The sequence below is a fragment of the Streptomyces sp. NPDC096136 genome (genome assembly GCF_044763325.1).
GTDB lineage: Bacteria > Actinomycetota > Actinomycetes > Streptomycetales > Streptomycetaceae > Streptomyces.
In genome coordinates this window covers 273,548-289,649 of record NZ_JBIWFZ010000006.1, presented here as the reverse complement: position 1 = coordinate 289,649, position 16,102 = coordinate 273,548, and the positions used below count along the sequence as shown (strand labels likewise).

The 16,102-nt window shown below is 72.7% G+C and carries 15 protein-coding genes; 11 read left to right on the top strand and 4 right to left on the bottom strand.

The annotated features are described in order from the left end of the window. Positions 1-12: 12 nt before the first annotated feature. Positions 13-537 carry a hypothetical protein gene (locus tag ACIRBY_RS15810; protein WP_403900968.1) on the bottom strand — a complete coding sequence of 175 codons (525 nt, stop codon included), beginning with the start codon at positions 535-537 and terminating at the stop codon, positions 13-15. Between the two features lie 549 nt (positions 538-1,086). On the opposite strand from ACIRBY_RS15810, the gene ACIRBY_RS15805 reads away from it, so the two are divergent. Continuing rightward, positions 1,087-1,233 carry a hypothetical protein gene (locus ACIRBY_RS15805; protein ID WP_403900967.1) on the top strand — a complete coding sequence of 49 codons (147 nt, stop codon included), beginning with the start codon at positions 1,087-1,089 and terminating at the stop codon, positions 1,231-1,233. A gap of 24 nt (positions 1,234-1,257) precedes the next feature. On the opposite strand, the gene ACIRBY_RS15800 is transcribed toward ACIRBY_RS15805, so the two are convergent. Continuing rightward, positions 1,258-2,100: a glycosyltransferase family 2 protein gene (locus tag ACIRBY_RS15800; RefSeq protein ID WP_403901143.1), complete on the bottom strand. Its 843-nt coding sequence runs from the start codon at positions 2,098-2,100 to the stop codon at positions 1,258-1,260. An 840-nt stretch (positions 2,101-2,940) separates the two neighbouring features. On the opposite strand from ACIRBY_RS15800, the gene ACIRBY_RS15795 reads away from it, so the two are divergent. From ACIRBY_RS15795 to ACIRBY_RS15770, 6 genes are all read left to right on the top strand, one after another. Continuing rightward, on the top strand, positions 2,941-4,818 hold the full coding sequence (locus tag ACIRBY_RS15795; protein WP_403901142.1) for an ABC transporter ATP-binding protein: 1,878 nt from the start codon (positions 2,941-2,943) through the stop codon (positions 4,816-4,818). A gap of 72 nt (positions 4,819-4,890) precedes the next feature. Next, entirely contained in the window at positions 4,891-5,043 is a 153-nt protein-coding gene (locus ACIRBY_RS15790; protein ID WP_403900966.1) for a hypothetical protein, read from the top strand. Positions 5,044-5,107: 64 nt separating this feature from the next. Then, positions 5,108-5,536: a GFA family protein gene (locus tag ACIRBY_RS15785; protein ID WP_403900965.1), complete on the top strand. Its 429-nt coding sequence runs from the start codon at positions 5,108-5,110 to the stop codon at positions 5,534-5,536. A gap of 146 nt (positions 5,537-5,682) precedes the next feature. After that, complete coding sequence (locus ACIRBY_RS15780; protein ID WP_403900964.1) at positions 5,683-7,083, top strand: phosphotransferase; 1,401 nt, start codon at positions 5,683-5,685, stop codon at positions 7,081-7,083. A 238-nt stretch (positions 7,084-7,321) separates the two neighbouring features. Beyond that, positions 7,322-9,697: a methyltransferase, FxLD system gene (fxlM, locus tag ACIRBY_RS15775; RefSeq protein WP_403900963.1), complete on the top strand. Its 2,376-nt coding sequence runs from the start codon at positions 7,322-7,324 to the stop codon at positions 9,695-9,697. 220 nt (positions 9,698-9,917) lie between these two features. Further along, complete coding sequence (locus ACIRBY_RS15770; protein WP_403900962.1) at positions 9,918-10,331, top strand: peptidoglycan-binding protein; 414 nt, start codon at positions 9,918-9,920, stop codon at positions 10,329-10,331. Between the two features lie 555 nt (positions 10,332-10,886). On the opposite strand, the gene ACIRBY_RS15765 is transcribed toward ACIRBY_RS15770, so the two are convergent. Both ACIRBY_RS15765 and ACIRBY_RS15760 read right to left on the bottom strand, forming a co-directional pair. Beyond that, positions 10,887-11,522, bottom strand: coding sequence for a VOC family protein (locus tag ACIRBY_RS15765; protein WP_403900961.1), 636 nt, complete (start codon positions 11,520-11,522; stop codon positions 10,887-10,889). A 318-nt stretch (positions 11,523-11,840) separates the two neighbouring features. Then, complete coding sequence (locus ACIRBY_RS15760; RefSeq protein ID WP_403900960.1) at positions 11,841-12,836, bottom strand: LuxR C-terminal-related transcriptional regulator; 996 nt, start codon at positions 12,834-12,836, stop codon at positions 11,841-11,843. A gap of 257 nt (positions 12,837-13,093) precedes the next feature. Here ACIRBY_RS15760 and ACIRBY_RS15755 point away from each other — a divergent pair, with 257 nt between their 5' ends. The 4 genes from ACIRBY_RS15755 to ACIRBY_RS15740 all read left to right on the top strand — a co-directional run bounded on the left by ACIRBY_RS15755 (position 13,094) and on the right by ACIRBY_RS15740 (position 16,017). Further along, entirely contained in the window at positions 13,094-13,399 is a 306-nt protein-coding gene (locus tag ACIRBY_RS15755; protein ID WP_403900959.1) for a hypothetical protein, read from the top strand. A gap of 99 nt (positions 13,400-13,498) precedes the next feature. Further along, a complete protein-coding gene (locus ACIRBY_RS15750; RefSeq protein WP_403900958.1) occupies positions 13,499-13,714 on the top strand; it encodes a hypothetical protein in 216 nt (71 codons plus the stop codon). Further along, positions 13,711-14,790: a hypothetical protein gene (locus ACIRBY_RS15745; protein WP_403900957.1), complete on the top strand. Its 1,080-nt coding sequence runs from the start codon at positions 13,711-13,713 to the stop codon at positions 14,788-14,790. Before ACIRBY_RS15750 ends, ACIRBY_RS15745 begins: the two co-directional genes overlap by 4 nt. Before the next feature lie 222 nt (positions 14,791-15,012). After that, complete coding sequence (locus tag ACIRBY_RS15740) at positions 15,013-16,017, top strand: TauD/TfdA family dioxygenase (protein ID WP_403900956.1); 1,005 nt, start codon at positions 15,013-15,015, stop codon at positions 16,015-16,017. The last annotated feature ends 85 nt before the right edge of the window (positions 16,018-16,102 follow it).

Below are 16,102 nucleotides of genomic sequence, written 5' to 3'. Positions count from 1 at the left end.
TCGGAGCCGGACTCACGGCAGGGTGACGGTGGCGCTTCCGTAGACGGGGCTGGTCACCGAGGTGCCGCCGTAGACCGTCGTGATGGTCGCCTGCGCGCGGGTCTGGTACGTGCCCTGCTTCAGCGGGTACTCCGTGTCGGCGCCCGAACTCAGCGCGTTGTACACGGTGGTGGAGTTGTAGGTGACCTGGGAGCCGTTGTAGAAGAGCGCCACACCGAGCTGGATCTTGTACACGGAGGCCGTGCAGCTGACGCTCGCCAGGCCCTCCTCCCCTCCGCCGTACGGGCCCCCGTAATAGCGGAAGGGAGTCGAGGGGGTCACGGTGCAGTCGATCGTCTGCGGCGCAGCCCCGGCTCGGGTGGCGGGGACGGTGAGGGTCAGGACGGTGGCGCCGCTGCCCGGCTTGGCCAGGGTGACGGCCGGACGTGCGGTGGTGGCTGCGTGCGCGGTGGCGCTCGGGAGCATCAGGGCGGCCAGGGACGCCGCACAGGCGCCGAGGGCGGCGCGTCGGATCAAGGGGTGGGTGTCGTTGCTCATGGCTGCTTCCTTGGACCGGCCGCCTGCGGAGCCGGATGCTCCGGTGGCGGGGCTGTGAAGAAGTGACATGTACGAGCCGAACACTTCGGGCAGCGGCACCGGGGACGGTGCCGCACCAAGGCGTGCCAGTCTTCAGGCCCTCCGACTGGACGTCAATATGCCACTGTCACAGGCGTGGTCCTGGTGGTCTCGCGTAATCAACTGTCGTCGTCAGAGGTATCGCACGCAGGGCATGACGGCGATCGCCCGCGTGCGGGGGTAGGAGCGGCCCGGGGCGGCCTCGGGCGCCAGGTTGCAGATCTGGAGCGGTGCGCGCCTGGGTCCTCTTCGATGTCCACGACATCGAAGAGGACCGTGTCTTCAAGTGCGCCCTGCACTCCGCGCACGGCGCCGACGACCAAGCCCTGGGAACGCACATGCTCACCTTCTGGGCCACCGCCTGCAACGGCGGCCGGCCCGCGGAAGCCGTCGCCGGCGCGGTCCTCGGCGCCGCAGGGGGCGAGGCCCCGGGCCCGGCAGGCCGACGCGCAGTGGCGCCGGGGGGATCACGTGCGGGCGTCCGGAACAGCGCACCGGGCCCTGGACCTCATCGTCCAGATCAGCTCCCGGCGGACCGCAGGCCCGCTCAAGGAGCTCGTCGCCACCACGGCCACCCGCCAGAACCTGATCCTTCGCGAACGGATCAGTGCCGGCTGACGCCGCTCGGGGGACCCGGCCGGATCAGACGATGGGGGGCCGGCCGGCGCGCGTCAGCCGCCACACCGTGCGCCACGACATCGCCCGCCGCTCCCCCGCTCCTCCCCGCAGCCCCTCGGCGAACCCCTGCGCGAGTACGCCCAGGTTGCCGGAGGCCCGGAACCGCCAGAGGCAGATCAGGACCCAGACGGTCAGGTAGACGGGAACGAGGGGGGCGGGCAGACGACGGCGCGCGACCCAGACCCGGTTGCGGGCCACCATCCGGTAGAACGGCCCGTGCCGGGCGGGATCCGTCGCCGGGTGATGCACCTCGATGTCTCCGGCGTACCAGCCGATCCGGCCCAGGTCCCACAGCCGCCAGGACAGGTCCACGCCCTCGTGGAAGAGGAAGAAGTGCCCGGGCCAGCCGCCCACGGCCTCGAAGTCCGCCCGGCGGACCAGGACGATCCCCTCCGCCATGACGGTGACGACTCCCGACCGGCGGGCATCCCCCGAGCGGAGCCGGGGTACCCAGCGTCCCAGAGTCAGGCCGGTGACCGGATCGGCGATGCGGGGCTGCACGTAGGCTGCCTGCGGGTGCCGGTCGAACTCGGCGATCAGCCGGGTGAGGGTCCGCGGGTCCGGCAGGATCGCGTCGTTGTCGAAGAACAGCACGAACTCGGCCCCGCCGCCGTCGGCCAGGGCCTCGGCGCCGACGTTGCGGCCTTGCGGGATGCCCGTGTTCTCCGCCAGCGCCACCGTGCGCACGCCGTCCGGGACATGGTCGGGTTCCACCCCGTTCCCGACGATGACGACCCGCAGATCCACCCCCTGCTGGGCCAGGACCGACGCCATCGCCGTACGGAACTCGGCATCCCGGTCGTTCATCGTGAGCACGACCACGTCAACCGTACGCCTGGCTTCCCTGCTCACCTGAACCCGTCCTCCGCCGCCTGGTCCCGCCGCGGCGCTGCCGTGCGGACGCCCACCACTGCATGGGGGCCACGCTCCCACGGCCCCGACTCCCCGGCAGCGCCGCCCCGCGCAGCGTAGCGCCCCCAGAGCCGCATCCCGAGCCCAACGTGGCCTGCACACGGCCGAGTTCGGAAGATCCGCCGGAGCGTTCGGATCGATCACCCATCACGCCATCCGGTGATGGAGGCCCGCCGAGCGGGCCTCCGCGTGTACTTCCCCGACCGGGTGTTCCGAACAACCGTGATTCCCGGTCGGGTCGCCACGACCTGCGAATACCCCCGCAATCCCCCGACGGAGTGAACAGAACCTGTTCGAGCGAGTTTCAACGCCACCACTCCAGGCCCGCCAAGCCCACCCGACCAGACCAGAACATCCGTTCACCATTCGCTCCCGATTCGGCCGTGACGCACCCGATCGGGAGCCGTTCTTAGAGCACCAGTACCAGCCGTGCGCCCATCCGGAGGACTTCGTGCATCTTCTGCCGCAGCGGCCCGACACCGCCGACCTATTCGAACAATCCCGGCCTGACCCGGGTCCACGACCGTCCTGCCGACGCCGCGGTGACGCCTCGGCCGGGCACGGCCGCGATGTACGACCGGACACCAGGAGGGCCGCGTGAGCAGGGACTCGGGGAGCGGAGCCGGCGCCGGCGGGGTGTCGGAGTCCGAGCGGCTCCTCTTCGGCGGCGAACTGGCCTACGACGTCGGCTGGGACCAGCACGAGGGGGCCTGGCTCAAGCTCGGGCTGTGGACGATGGCGCGCCAACTGCCCCGGCTCGCGGGGACCGGCCTGCGGCTGGCCCACCTCGCGGACGCCCGGGCGCTGCGCCTGGTCCTGGCCTCCGAGGCCGGCCGGGGCGTGGCGCAGGCGATCGGCCTGGTCGCCGTCAACAGCGTGCTCGGGCACGTGCTCGCGGCCGGCAGTACGAACGAGCGTCTGTCCCGGGCGGTGCCCGCGCTCACGGCCGTGGCGGTCACGGCGTTCCTCGGGTCGCTGCTGCGCTCGGCCTCGACGGCGGCGACGGGGGCGTTGGAGCCGAAGGTGCAGCGGGTGGCCACCGAGCAGTACCTGGGGCTGGTGCACCGCACGGAGCTGTCGGCGATCGAGGACGACGAGTTCCACCGGCTCCTGGACGCGGCCCGGTACGGGGCGGACTCGGCCCGGCGCATGATCCGCTACTGCACCAACACCCTCAACGCCGCGGTCTCGTTGATCGCCGCGGCCGGGGTGCTGACCGTCCTGCACCCGGTACTGCTGCCGCTGCTGGCCCTGATGACCCTGCCGAGCGCGTGGAGTTCGCTGATGATCTCCCGCCAGCGGTACATCTCCTTCCACGCCTTCGTGCAGCACGCCCGTGCCGGGCACCTGCTGGGTCAGTTGCTGACCCAGAAGGAAGCGGCTGCGGAGGTGCGCGTCCACGGGATCGGGCCCTTCCTGCTGGGGCACTTCCGGACCATGGCCGAGACCAGCGAGCGGGAACAGACCCGGCTGGCCCGCCGGGCCGCGCGGATCGGGCTCGCCGCCGATGGCGCCGGCGGCATCGCCACCCTCCTCGCCTACGGCGCGCTGGGCGCCCTGCTGTGGGGCGGGGCCATGGAACTGGCGGTCGCAGGTACGGCCGTCCTGGCCATCCGCACCGGCGCCGCGAGCCTGGACGCGCTGGTGCTCCAGGTCACCGAACTGCACCAGGAGTCCCTGTTCGTCGCCGACTTCGAGCGCCTGTGCCGGGAAGCGCAGGCCCGGGCCATCCCCGTGGGCGGGGACCCGCTGCCCGAGCGGCTGCGGGAGGTCCGGTTCGAGAAGGTCACCTTCACCTACCCCGGCAGCGGGAACGGCGGTGCCGTGCCGGAACCCACGCTGCGCGACGTCAGCCTCTCGTTCCCGGCGGGGAAGATCATCGCGCTGGTGGGCGAGAACGGCTCCGGGAAGTCCACCCTGGTCAAGCTGCTGGCCGGCCTGTACCTGCCGGACGAGGGCTGCGGCACGATCCGATGGGACGGGGTCGACGCGCGTACCGCCGACCGCGACCAGGTCTTCGGCCGCGTCGCGCTGATGTCCCAGGACTTCTACCAGTGGCCCTTCACCTTCCGCGTGAACGTCGGCATCGGCCGGCCCGGAACGGCCATCGACGACCGCGCGGTCCGGGAGGCAGCCGCGTTCTCCGGAGCCGACCGGGTCCTCGACGACCTGCCCCGCGGCCTCGGCACCCTCCTGGCCCGGGGCTACCGCGGCGGCCACCAGATCTCCGGCGGCCAGTGGCAGCGCATCGGCATCGCCCGCGCCAAGTACCGGCAGGCCGAGATCCTCATCGTCGACGAGCCCACCAGCGCCCTGGACGCGGTCGCCGAGCAACGGGTCTTCGACCAGATCCGCGCCCTGGCGGCGACCACCGGGCAGACGATCGTGCTGATCACCCACCGTCTGCACTCGGTGCGTCACGCGGACCTCATCCACGTCCTCAAGGAGGGGAGGGTCGCGGAGTCGGGCACGTTCGCCGAGTTGATGGACGAGGCGACGGGCACGGGGCACTTCCGCGAGGCGTACCTCGTCCAGGCCTCTGCCTTCGAGACCACGATCCCCACCCAGCCCGCCGGCGACCACGACAACACCCCCACGCGGGACCACGCATGAACGCCGGCGCGCAGGCCGCGGGGCGCGGGCCGGGGTTCAGGCCGCACCTGAGCGGGGAGGCCGCCGGGGCTCGTGGGGACATCGGTGCATCTGGTGGCCCTGCCCGCACTCGCCGTGCAGGAGCTGGAGCTGGAGGCGAAGCCGGGCCGGGCGGCGCTCCTGGCGTCCCTGACTCGCCTGCGAGCGCCGACGACTCCTCCGTCCCGCTGTCCCGCCGACCTGTGAGGCCCCTCTTGCCGCACACCCGGTCGCACGTCCGCGATCTCGCGAACCACCGGGAGACGAGCCGATGACCTCGCCCGCCCCTGTCACCACTCCCCGCTCCGGCAGTTGCCAGTGCAGGAAGGTCCGGTTCACGGTCACCGGAGAGCCCGACTACCCCCACACCTGCAGTTGCCGGGACTGCCAGCGCCTGTCGGGGGGACCGATGATGTCGTGGGTGTCCTTCCCGCTCGACCGACTGGTCTGGTCCGGCGCCGAGCCGTCGTGGCACTACACGTGGCCCGACTCCAGGCGCGGCTTCTGCCCGGACTGCGGCAGCCAGATCTGCGCCTTCGACGACGGCGCCACCACCATCGCGGTCACCCTCTCCGCTCTCGGCAACCCACCGGACCTGGTCCCCGTCAACCAGAGCTTCCGTGAGAGTGCCGTGCGCTGGCTGCCCCAGGTCCCCGACACCCGTACCCGTACCCGCACCCGCACCCGCACCCGCGGCTGAACGCCCCTGCACGTACCACGAGATCGGAGACCCGTGTCCCTGTTCGACTCGGTGCACCACCCCTGCGCACGCTACCGCCCCCGGCTGCCCGACCCGCCCGTTCAACTCCCGGCCCGGGAACCGGCCGGGGCGAAGGCAGCCACGCTGTGAGCGGCGGGGCGCGGCACACGGTGCCGGTGGACGTCCACCTGATCCTGCGCCGCGAGGGTGACAGCGGCCCGGAGGTACTGCTGTCCCGCCGGGCCGGACCGGTGTACGCGACGGGGCTCTGGCACCTTCCGTCGGGGCACCTCGAACCCGATGAGGACATGGTCGAGGCCGTCATCCGGGAGGCCCGCGAGGAGACGGGCGTACCCATCGACTCGGAGGACGTGACGGCGGCGGTCACCGTCCACCACCGGCCACCGACGGGATCCCGCTCCCGGATCGGCGTCTTCTTCGAGGTACGCCGCTGGTCGGGGCGGCCCCGGATCATGGAGCCGGACCGCTGCGACGGCATGGGCTGGTATCCGCTGGACGCCCTGCCCGACCCGATGGTGGCGTACTGCCGGGCCGGTCTGGACGCCTACCGCGCGGGCCTGCCCGCGGCCGTGCACTTCCAGCAGCCGGACGACGCCGTCGAGTACGGCCCGGACGCCGCCGTCCGGACCCGCCTCCTGGCCGGACGGCCCGTCGGCGAGGTGGAGCTACCGCACCCGCTGCGGGTGTTCGCCGAGCGGGCCGTCGGCCGGATCGCGCGAGCGTCAGAGGTGTCCTGGGTCCGCACCGGCAGCCGGGTCTGGAAGCTCACCGGGTCCGGGGGCGGCACCTGGTACCTGAAGCGCCACCGCGGGCAGAGGTTCCACGGCCGGGAAGTCTTCGCGTACCGGTCATGGGTACCGGCCCTGGGGCCGCGGGCTCCCCGGCTCGTCGCGGCCGACACCGAGGCCCGGGCCGTCGTCGTCACCGCCCTGCCCGGGCGCCCGCTGCACGGCATGGTCCTGGACCCGGCCGACGAGGCGCACATCCAGCGCGGCCTGGGTCGTCTCACCCGCGCCCTGCACCGCGGCGCACCCGAGCGGGCCGCCGAATCCGCCACGGCCGCCGAGGCCACCGAGGCCGCCGACAAGGTCAAGCGCCACGTGGAGGGCGCCCGCCCGTACCTGGCCGACGGCGACGAGGACCTGGTCCTCGCCCTCGCCCGCACCTACGCGGACCTGCCGCTGCCCCCGCTCGTGCCCACGCACGGGGACCTCCAGTACCGCAACGTCCTGATCGGAGACGACGGCGAACCGCTCCTCTTCGACTTCGAGCGCTCCGACTACAACACCGCGACCCGGGACCTGGTGCGCCTCAGCGACGCCTGGACCGGCCGCCCGGACCTGCGTGACGCGTTCCTCGACGGCTACGGCCGGCCCCTCACCCCCGCCGAGGAGCTACGGCTGGACTGCGAGGCGGCCTTCGACGCCGTCTCCGGCATCGCCTACGGCAGCCGCCACGACGACCCCGAGGTCACCGAACGGGGCCACCGCACCCTGCGCCGTCTCCACGCCGTCCACCACCCCTGAACCCGGCCCAGCAGGCCCACCAGCCCGTTCGAGGAAGAACCCCCCCCCGTGCCGCAATCCCGCCTCGTGACCCTTTCGAGGAGTACGCGGCCGAGCTCGGCGCGGCCGAACCCGGCAGGCCCGCTGAGCCGTTGCGGGGCGCCAGCCGGCCCGCCGCCCGCTACGGACCCGCCTCCCAACACCCCACCGCCCCTTCCTGACCCACCCACCCACCCACCCCAGAGGGAGCACACACCTCATGAGCACCACCCACACCGCACAGGACTGGCACGCCCACTACGACGCCGGCCGCGACTTCCGCCCGCTGGGCGACACCGAGAAGACCGTCCTCACCGAGCGCCTGGCCCTGCCCGAGGACGCCCGGGAGGCACGCGCCTTGGACGTGGCCTGCGGGACCGGGGAACTCGCCCGTGCCCTCGCCGCTGCCGGGTTCCAGGTCGACGCGGTGGACTGGGCCCAGTCCGCCCTCGACCGGGCCGAAGCCGCCGGCCCGGACGGGATCACCTACCGGCGCCTCGACGTCACCGGCGGCGACCTCGCCCGCCTCACCGCCGAGAGCGGCGGGTACCGGCTCATCACCATGCGTCGGGTCCTGGCCCACCTGCCCGACCGCACCCGCACGGTCGCCGAACTCGCCGCCCTCCTCGACGAGAACGGCACCATGTGCGTGATCACCCCGCACGCCGACCGGCACCCGCCCGGGCTCCGCGGGATCTGCCTGGACGACATCGAGATCGGGCAGCTGTGCGACGCCTGGGACCACGCCGAGCGCATCGAGGCCGGAGAGTCCACGGTCCTGCTGCTGCGCGGCCCGAGGACCGCGTCCCTCGCCTACGCGGAGAAGGGGACACCGACGCCACCGGCCGCCATGGCGGGCGTCGCCGTCGTCGTCACCAACGCCCGCGGCCAGGTCCTCCTCGGCTGGAACAGCGCGCGCACCCTGTGGGAGCTGCCCGCCGGGAAGGTCGAGCCGGGCGAACCCTTCGAGGTCACGGCCGTCCGGGAACTGCGGGGAGAATCCGGGCTGGTCGCGCAACCGGAAGCGGTGCTGCTGCTCGGCACGCTGTGTGACGCCACGAGCGGCGGGTTCACCCGTGTCACCGAGGTCGCCCGGATCACCGCCTTCACCGGCGAGCCGACGGTGCGGGAGGCGAATCCTTCCCGCTGGGAGTGGCACAACCTGTCCGACCTGCGGAACCTGCCGCAGCCGCTGTTCACGGCCAGCGCCCAGGCCGTGAACCTCGCCTGGCCGGGCCTGCTGCCCGACGTGCCCGCCGCACACCACACTCCCCGGCCTGCCGGACCGGTTGCACCGGCCTTCGGCGAGCCGGCCGCGGCGGTCCGGCTCCGCGAGCAGCTGGTCCGAGACCTCACGGCGGCGGGGTGGACCGACACCCCCGAGCTCCGGCGGGCGTTCGCCATGGTGCCCCGGCACGCCTTCCTGCCCGAGCAGCCACTCCTCAGGGCGTACGCGAACGAGGCCGTGGCGACCGTCTTCGACGAGGCGACCGGCCGGTCGATGAGCTCGGTGTCCCAACCCGAGATGCAGGCCGTCATGCTCCGCGAAGCCGGTCTGCGGCCGGGCGACCGAGTGCTGGAGATCGGGGGCGGCGGCTACAACGCGTGCCTGGCCGCCGAGCTCGTCGGCCCGACCGGGTCGGTGGTCTGCGTGGAGATCGACCCCTACGTGCACGGCCGCACGCTCCGGTTCCTGGCCGAGACGGGGTACGCGGACCGTGTCCGGGCCGTCCTCGGCGACGGGACCCACGGAGCGCCCGGCCCGCTCGTACCGGCCGCAGGCTTCGACGCCATCCTCGTCACCGCCGGTGCGAACGACGTCCCGGCCGCCTGGCGCACGCAGTTGGCCGAAGGCCGGCACCTGGTGGTGCCGTTGCGGATCGGCGGTTTCACCCGGGCCCTCGGATTGCGGAAGGAGGCCGACCGGCTGGCTTCGACCTGGGTCGGCGCCTGCGGGTTCGTTCCGATGCAGGGCGCCGGCCGGTGGGACGAGGCACCGGACCCGATCGGCGAGAGCGGCTACGCCATCCGCTGGGAGGACACCGCCCCGGCTCCCCTCGACGGCCTCGACCGCGCCCTGACGACGGCGGGAACCGAGGTGCGGACCGGGGTGACCGTGGCCGAGAACGAGTCCTTCGAACACCTCCAGCTGTGGCTGGCCACCACTGTCCCCGGGTTCTGCCGCCTGACGGGGGACCGTGGACGGCCGGGCCCCATCCGGCTGCCGAAGAGCATCGACCCGATGGCGATGGTGTCCGGCAGTTCCCTGGCCTGCGTGGTCATCGAACGCCTCGAAGAAGAAGGGCAGGGCGGTGCGCCCACGTGGGAGTTCCGCGTCCTGGGGTTCGGGCCCGACGGCAAGACCGCCGCCGACACCCTGGCCGACGCCGTCCGTACCTGGGACCGGGAACTGCGCGGCGGCGCCCGCCCCGTGCTGACCCTGCTGCCCGCGGACACGCCCGGCCACGTGCTGCCCGCCGGAGACGTCGTCGACAAGACCCTGGTGCGCATCGCGGTCACCTGGGCCGGACGCGACCGGCACGCCGGCCCGGGCGTTGTACGGAGCGAGGGAGGGGACGGAGGCGCAGGGCGGTGATCGCCTGGATCACCGCGGCGTTCGGCGCCGGGAAGTCGGCGCGGCTTCACTGCCGGTCGTAGCCCGCGCGAACAGGTCGTGCCACGCCAACCACCTTGATTCGCTTGCCAGTTCGGATTCAGATCGTATGATGATCGCCGTCCGGCCGGTGGCCGGATTCGTTCGGGATGCCGCGGGGGGTGTCCCGGATCCTTTCTCCACCCCGATACGGGAGCACCTCATGAAGCGACGCATCGCCGCACTCGGCATGACGGCGGCATCGATCGCGGCCACCCTCGTCGGTTTCGCTCCGACCGCGAGCGCGGCCACGCCTTCCTGCACCAGTGAGACCCGGATCTGGCAGGGCGACTTCTACACCGACGTCCCGTCCACGTCGAGCGGCTCCACCAACTGCGTCCTGCGCAAGGGCATGACCAGCAACGCCGTCTACCGCCTCCAGTACACGCTCTACATCTGCAACGGCGCCAACAGCCTGGACCTGGACGGCATCTACGGCGACGAGACGGCCGCCGCCGTCCGCGTCTTCCAGGACCGGATGCACATCGGCGTCGACGGCACCTACGGCCCGCAGACCCGCAACGCCATGTACTGGTCCTTCAACTCGAAGACCAACTACTACTGCGGCAAGATCTGATCCGTCGCGCTCGTCTTCCCCAGGGCCGATCGTGGTGACGCGGGTCGCGCAGGCGGTGCCGAGGTAGATGGTCATCCTCTTGTTCGTCTCGTTTTCGATCAGATCCGCCCGGACCTGGAGAGCGAGACAGACGTTGTCCGGCGGGTTGGAGACCCGGAACTCGTTTTGATTGACGTCGAAATACCGGATCGTTCCCGGGGCGGCCTGCGCGTTGGTGGCCAGACCGGTGGCCGACACGGCCGCCGTACCGACGGTGAGGCCGATCCTGCCGAGGCGTGAGAGGGGCGGGGATCGTCCATCCGGAAGGACGACGGCTCTGCCGCCGCCCGGCAGAGCGTGCCGGAGGTCTTCCACCGCCCCGGGACGACGGGCGAAGAGATCCGGCAGTTCCGGATGGTGGCCTCGGACGTCCCGCCGCGGGCGGAGCTGCGGAAAGTCCGCGAGCCGTCGGAGCATGGCGAGGCGAAGGAGTGGAGTGGTGGCACTGGGAAGAGGGCCTGTGTCACCGCTGCCTGGGAAGCCGCCGCGCGAGGGTGAGGAGGGCGGATCCCCGTTTCAGATCGTGACCCGGCCATGGGCGGTGGCGAACTCGACCGAGACCAGGCCCGGTTCCTCGTCCTCGACCCAGGCGACGTCGATCTGGTCGAGGGGGTGGTCGGCCGGTTCGCCGAGGAATTCGGCGATGGAGGCGGCGTCGCCGGCGATGGAGACCCCGTGGATGGTGGTGGAGGTGCGGGGGTCGGCGCTCGGGCGCTCCGCGTCGGGGACCAGCCACTGGAGGAAGTACGGCAGTTGCGGGTCCTCCATCAGTTCCAGCAGGCCGATCTGCTTCCACCTCAGGTCGAACCCGTCGGGGCGGACACGGTGGCCCTCGGCCGAGGTGCGGCCGAGGCGGGCCTCGACCGGGGCGATGTCGTCGACGGAGACCACCCAGCCGAGCCAGCCGCCGCCCTCGGCGGCGCGGCGCGCGACCGCCTGGCCGAAGGGTGCGCGGTCGGCGGCGGGGTGGTCGAGCGTGGTGACGACCTCGACGTAGGTACCGCCGCTCAGCGGGAGGATGAAGTTGCGGGTGCCGAATCGCGGGTGCACGCCCCCGTCCACGAATCCGGCGCCCAGGGCCGATCCGATCCACTGGACGGTCGAGACGAAGCTGTCGCGGGCCACCGCATAGGACACGTGATCAAGTCGCACTGCGCGATCATCGCCTGACGACCCGCACGAATCCCGACGCCACGCCCGCCGTCCCGGCCACGTCCTCGATGGATTCAGCCGTGGAGCGGATCGACCACCGTCATCCCGGCGGAGGAGAGGCCCGGTCGAAGCCAGTCGGCAGCACCGCCGCCTCGCGGACCGCGAAAGCGCCCTCCGCGATGTCCTGTTCGCGAAGCGGATGCTCCGGCCTCGGCGGGTGGTGGTGTCGGCGAGGTGTTCGCGTCGGACGGCTGGGCCGGGAGGCTACGCCCCGGGGGTGCGGTCCGGTGGGCGGAGAGCCGTCGTCCGCACCGCCCGTCAGAGGTGGGACGGCAGGTATCCCAGCTGTACGGCACGGACGCCGGCCTGGAAGCGGCTGCGGGCGCCGAGATGGGTGAGCAGGCCGGTGGTCAGACGGCGGGCGGTGCGGGTGGAGATGCCCATGCTGTTGGCGATCGACTCGTCGGTGCGGCCCTCCGCCATCAGGCGCACGACCTCGGTCTGCTGGCGGGTCAGTTCGCCGGAGGAGCGCTGGGGCGCGGCGCCGAAGGGTTCGGCGGAGTCCCACACGAGGTCGAACAGGCGGCACATCAGGGAGATCACGCCGGGGTCCGTGATGGCCAGTGCGCCGTCGGCGGTGCTGTCGGAGTCGGAGGCGATCAGGGCCGAGCGCCGGTCGATGATGATCATGCGGTTGGGCAGGGTCGGCACCGTGCGGATGTGTGCTCCCTGCTCGGTGAGCCAGGCCGCGTGGCCGGCGGTGGGGGCGTCGCGGCGGATGCTGTCCAGGTAGACGGTGCGCATCGTGATGCCGCGGGAGAGGAGGCGGCGGTTGAGCGGGCGCGAGGCCTCCATGTTGGCGGGCGTCTGGGGGCCGCCGGGGGCGAAGGTGAGGAACTCCTCCTTGACGTCGTCGTTGAGGGCTTCCAGGTGGTCGCGGATCGCGTCGATGCCGCGGAGGTAGCGGATGCCGGCGCCCATCGACATGGTGTCGCGCTGGGCGTACTGGGCGATGAGCTCGGCTGTCGCCGCTCGGCTCTGCTCCACGTGCTGCTGCTGCTCGGCCAGCTCCGCCTGGCGGCGCGCGAGGAGTTTCATGAGCCCGAGGTCGGGGCTGATGGCGCGCATCGGGGACTCGTCCGCCGAGGACGTGCGGATCAGGGCCAGCTCGAAGAGCTGGTCGAGGGCGTCGCGCACGGCGTCCTCGGACAGCTCCAGCTGTCCGGAGAGCTCGGCCACTCCGGACAGCGGGTGAGCCAGCAACTCCCGGTAGACCGCTTCGGCTGCGGCGCTGAGGCCGAGTGGACCAAGCATGAACGTTCCCTTGTGGTGCGAGTCGTGCGGGTGGTTCGAGTCGTGCGAGTGGTGCGGGTGGTTCGAGCGGGTGGTCCGCGCCGGGATCCCGTGCCGACCTACTCCGACCTGCGACGATCCGGTCCGGTATGCGGACGGCCTGCGCCGCATTCTATTGCTCCGGGCCGTCCCGGAGCGGCCCGGCCCGGGCGGCGCGTCCAGAAGTGGCCAACTGCAACCCCTGGCACTGGGGCCCCGAATCCCGCATGGTCTAAACCATGTTCCTGATCTGCGCATCCCTGACCCCGCGCCCCGGCGTCAGCGGCCCCTTCCCCGTCGACACCGCGGCCGCCGTCGCGTCCGCCGCCGCTGCGGCGGGGATACGGGGCGTCGAACACGTCGTCCAGCGCGCCGCACCGGGAGCACGACCCGTACTCGGCATGTACATCGTCGCCACTACGCAGCAGGCCGCTGCTTCCGCTTGCGAGCGGGCGTGGCACGCCGCGGTCGCCGCCCGGCCGGAGCTGGGGGGGTGGACGGCCGTCTGGGAGGACGTTCCGCTTCCGCAACCGCCCGTGGCCTAGGGCGGACATGGCCATTTTGACCCTCCCGATCTCCCTTCTCCTGGCACTCGCGCCGGGGCAGACTCGTGGTCGTCCAGGAGAACGAACGAGGAACGGAGCATGAACATGAAGAAGACCAAGGGCCTGGCCCTGTCGCTGATCGCGGCCACCACCGTGCTGCTCGGTGCCGGCACCGCGAGCGCCGGCACCGTCACCCCCGAGCACCCCCGCACCCCGATATTCACCCTGCAGCCCGGCACCAGCTGCTCTTCCCCCGGCTTCGGCTGCCCGCGCGACTCCGGCTGGCAGGAGATCAAGCCGCCTGCCGCCAAGTGACGGAGCCCGGGTCGGGCAGTCGCGCCCCGCACCGGGGCGCCGGGGCGCGCCGGCTCACGGCGTTCCTCGACCGGCTGTCCCCCACCTCGACCGTGGAGCCCGTCCCGCTGCGGGACCTCCACACGGCGCACGCGCCGCGCAATGCCGAGGAGGACGAGCAGTACGCACGGACGCTCGCCGCTTCCCAGGAGGACCTCGCGCCGGTCCTCGTGCACCGCTCGACGATGCTCGTCATCGACGGCGTGTGCCGGGCCCGCGCCGCCGCGCTCCGCGGCCGCACCCACATCCGGGCGCGCCTCTTCGACGGCACGGAGGAAGACGGCGACATGCTGTCGGTGCTGGTCGACGTCGCGCACGGCATGGTTCCGCCCGTGGCGGAACGTACCGCCGCGGCCCGGCACGTGCTCCGCGTGCAGCCCGAGTGGTCCGACCGGGCGCTGGCCGCTCTCACCGGACTACCGGGAAAGCGCGTCGCAGCGCTCCGGCGGGAGAGCGGGTCCGCCACCCCACCGCACGAACGACGGCTCGGCCTCGACGGCCGGGCCCGGCCCCTCGACTCCGCCGCCCGCCGGCAACTCGCCGACGGGCTGCTCAACGACGATCCGCACGCCTCCCTGCGACAGGTCGCCCGCGCGGCCGGACTGTCACCGGCCACCGTGGCCGACGTACGCGAACGCAGGCGCCGCGGCGAGGATCCCGTACCCCGCCGGGGCACCGGGGCCCGGCCCGGGCGGGCCGGCCTGGTCCCGACGCCCCGGACCGGTGGGACGGCCCTGCCGGCGACGGCAGTCACCGCGCTGCGCCCCGCACTGGCGTCTCTGACCCAGGACCCCTCCCTGCGGCTCACCGAGAGCGGCCGCGCGCTGCTGCGCGCCCTCGACGTCTCCTGTGTGCTCGCGGACGGGATCGAGGGCATCGCCGCGCACGTTCCGCCGCACCGGCTGGACACCGTCGCCCGGCTCGCGGAGTCGCACGCCAGGCTCTGGGAGGCGCTCGCCTCCCATCTCGGGCAGCGGCGCACCGGCCGGGACGACCGTGTCCCGCTGCCCGCGGGCACCGGCGGCGCGGCCGGCTGACGGCGCTTGCCGCTCCTGCCACCGCCGCCTCCGGTGGCCGAGGCGGACGAGCACGCGCATTCCGGCGGCACGACGGCGTTCGGCGGCGTTCGGCGGCGTTCCACGCCACCGTGCACCACGCGACGTGCCGCGCCGGCCCAGCACCACCAGCACAGCCCATCCCCCTTCCGTCGGCGGACCCCGCCCCCGCCCGCCGGAACCCCCGCAATCCAAGGAGCAGGAGTGGCACTCGCCATAGCAGAACGACACGTGGCAGGGTCGGTCGTCCACCTCACCCAGGCCGAGAGCGAGGGGTTGTGGAACCTGTCGCACGAGGTGGTGTCACTCCTGGAACACTCCCCGTCCTTCGACCTCTCGGAACTCCTCCCGGACGTCCCCCACGCGCTGCGCACCGCGCTGACCGAGTTCCGCGAGGGAGCGTCGGACAGCGGCTACCTGCTGGTGAAGGGGGTGTCCACGGGGGAACTCCCGAGCACACCCGTGGAATACGGGTCACGGGCACTGGCCGGACACCCCACCAACGGAACGCTCGCCCTGACGGCCGACATCCTCGGCAGCCTCATCGGCTACGCCGACGAGAAGAAGGGCGACCTCTTCCACGACGTCCACCCGGTGCGGGGCGAGGAGCACCGGATGGAGAACAGCGGCTCGGTGGCCTTCGACTTCCACACCGAGAACGTCCACCATCCGCTGCGCCCCGACCACCTGGGTCTGCTCAGCCTGCGCCAAGGGCACGAGCGGACCACCGCCACCCGCGTGGCCTCCGTCCGGCGGGCCCTGACCCGCTTGAGGGAGGACGAGGCCGTCATCCTGCGGGAACTGCGCTTCGAGAGCCTGTTCCCGACCTCGTTCACGCGGGGCGCCTCCGGCGAACGGCCCGCCACGGGCCGGCACCGGGTCCTCTTCGGCGCCCCGGGCGGCGAGTTCTTCCGCTACGACTCGTTCAACACCAGGGCGGCGGACCCCGAAGCCGCACAGGCCCTGCGGGCCCTGGCCGAAGCACTCGAAGCCGTGTGCACCGAAGTCGTCCTGGAACCCGGTGACCTGCTCCTCGTCGACAACCACATCGCCGCCCACGGCCGCTCCGCCTTCACTCCCCGCTACGACGGGCAGGACCGCTGGCTGCGGCGCTTCTACTCCCACAGCGCCCTGCCGGGCTGGGCGCGGCGCATGATGGTCGGCGCACGCGTCCTGCCGGCCACCACCGACATCCAGGGCGTCTTCTGAGGCCGCACCCCGGCCTCCCACCCGCCCGTCCCCCTGCTTGCCCGCCGCCCGCACCTCCGGGCGCCCCGGGCCGGTCCGTGGTGCC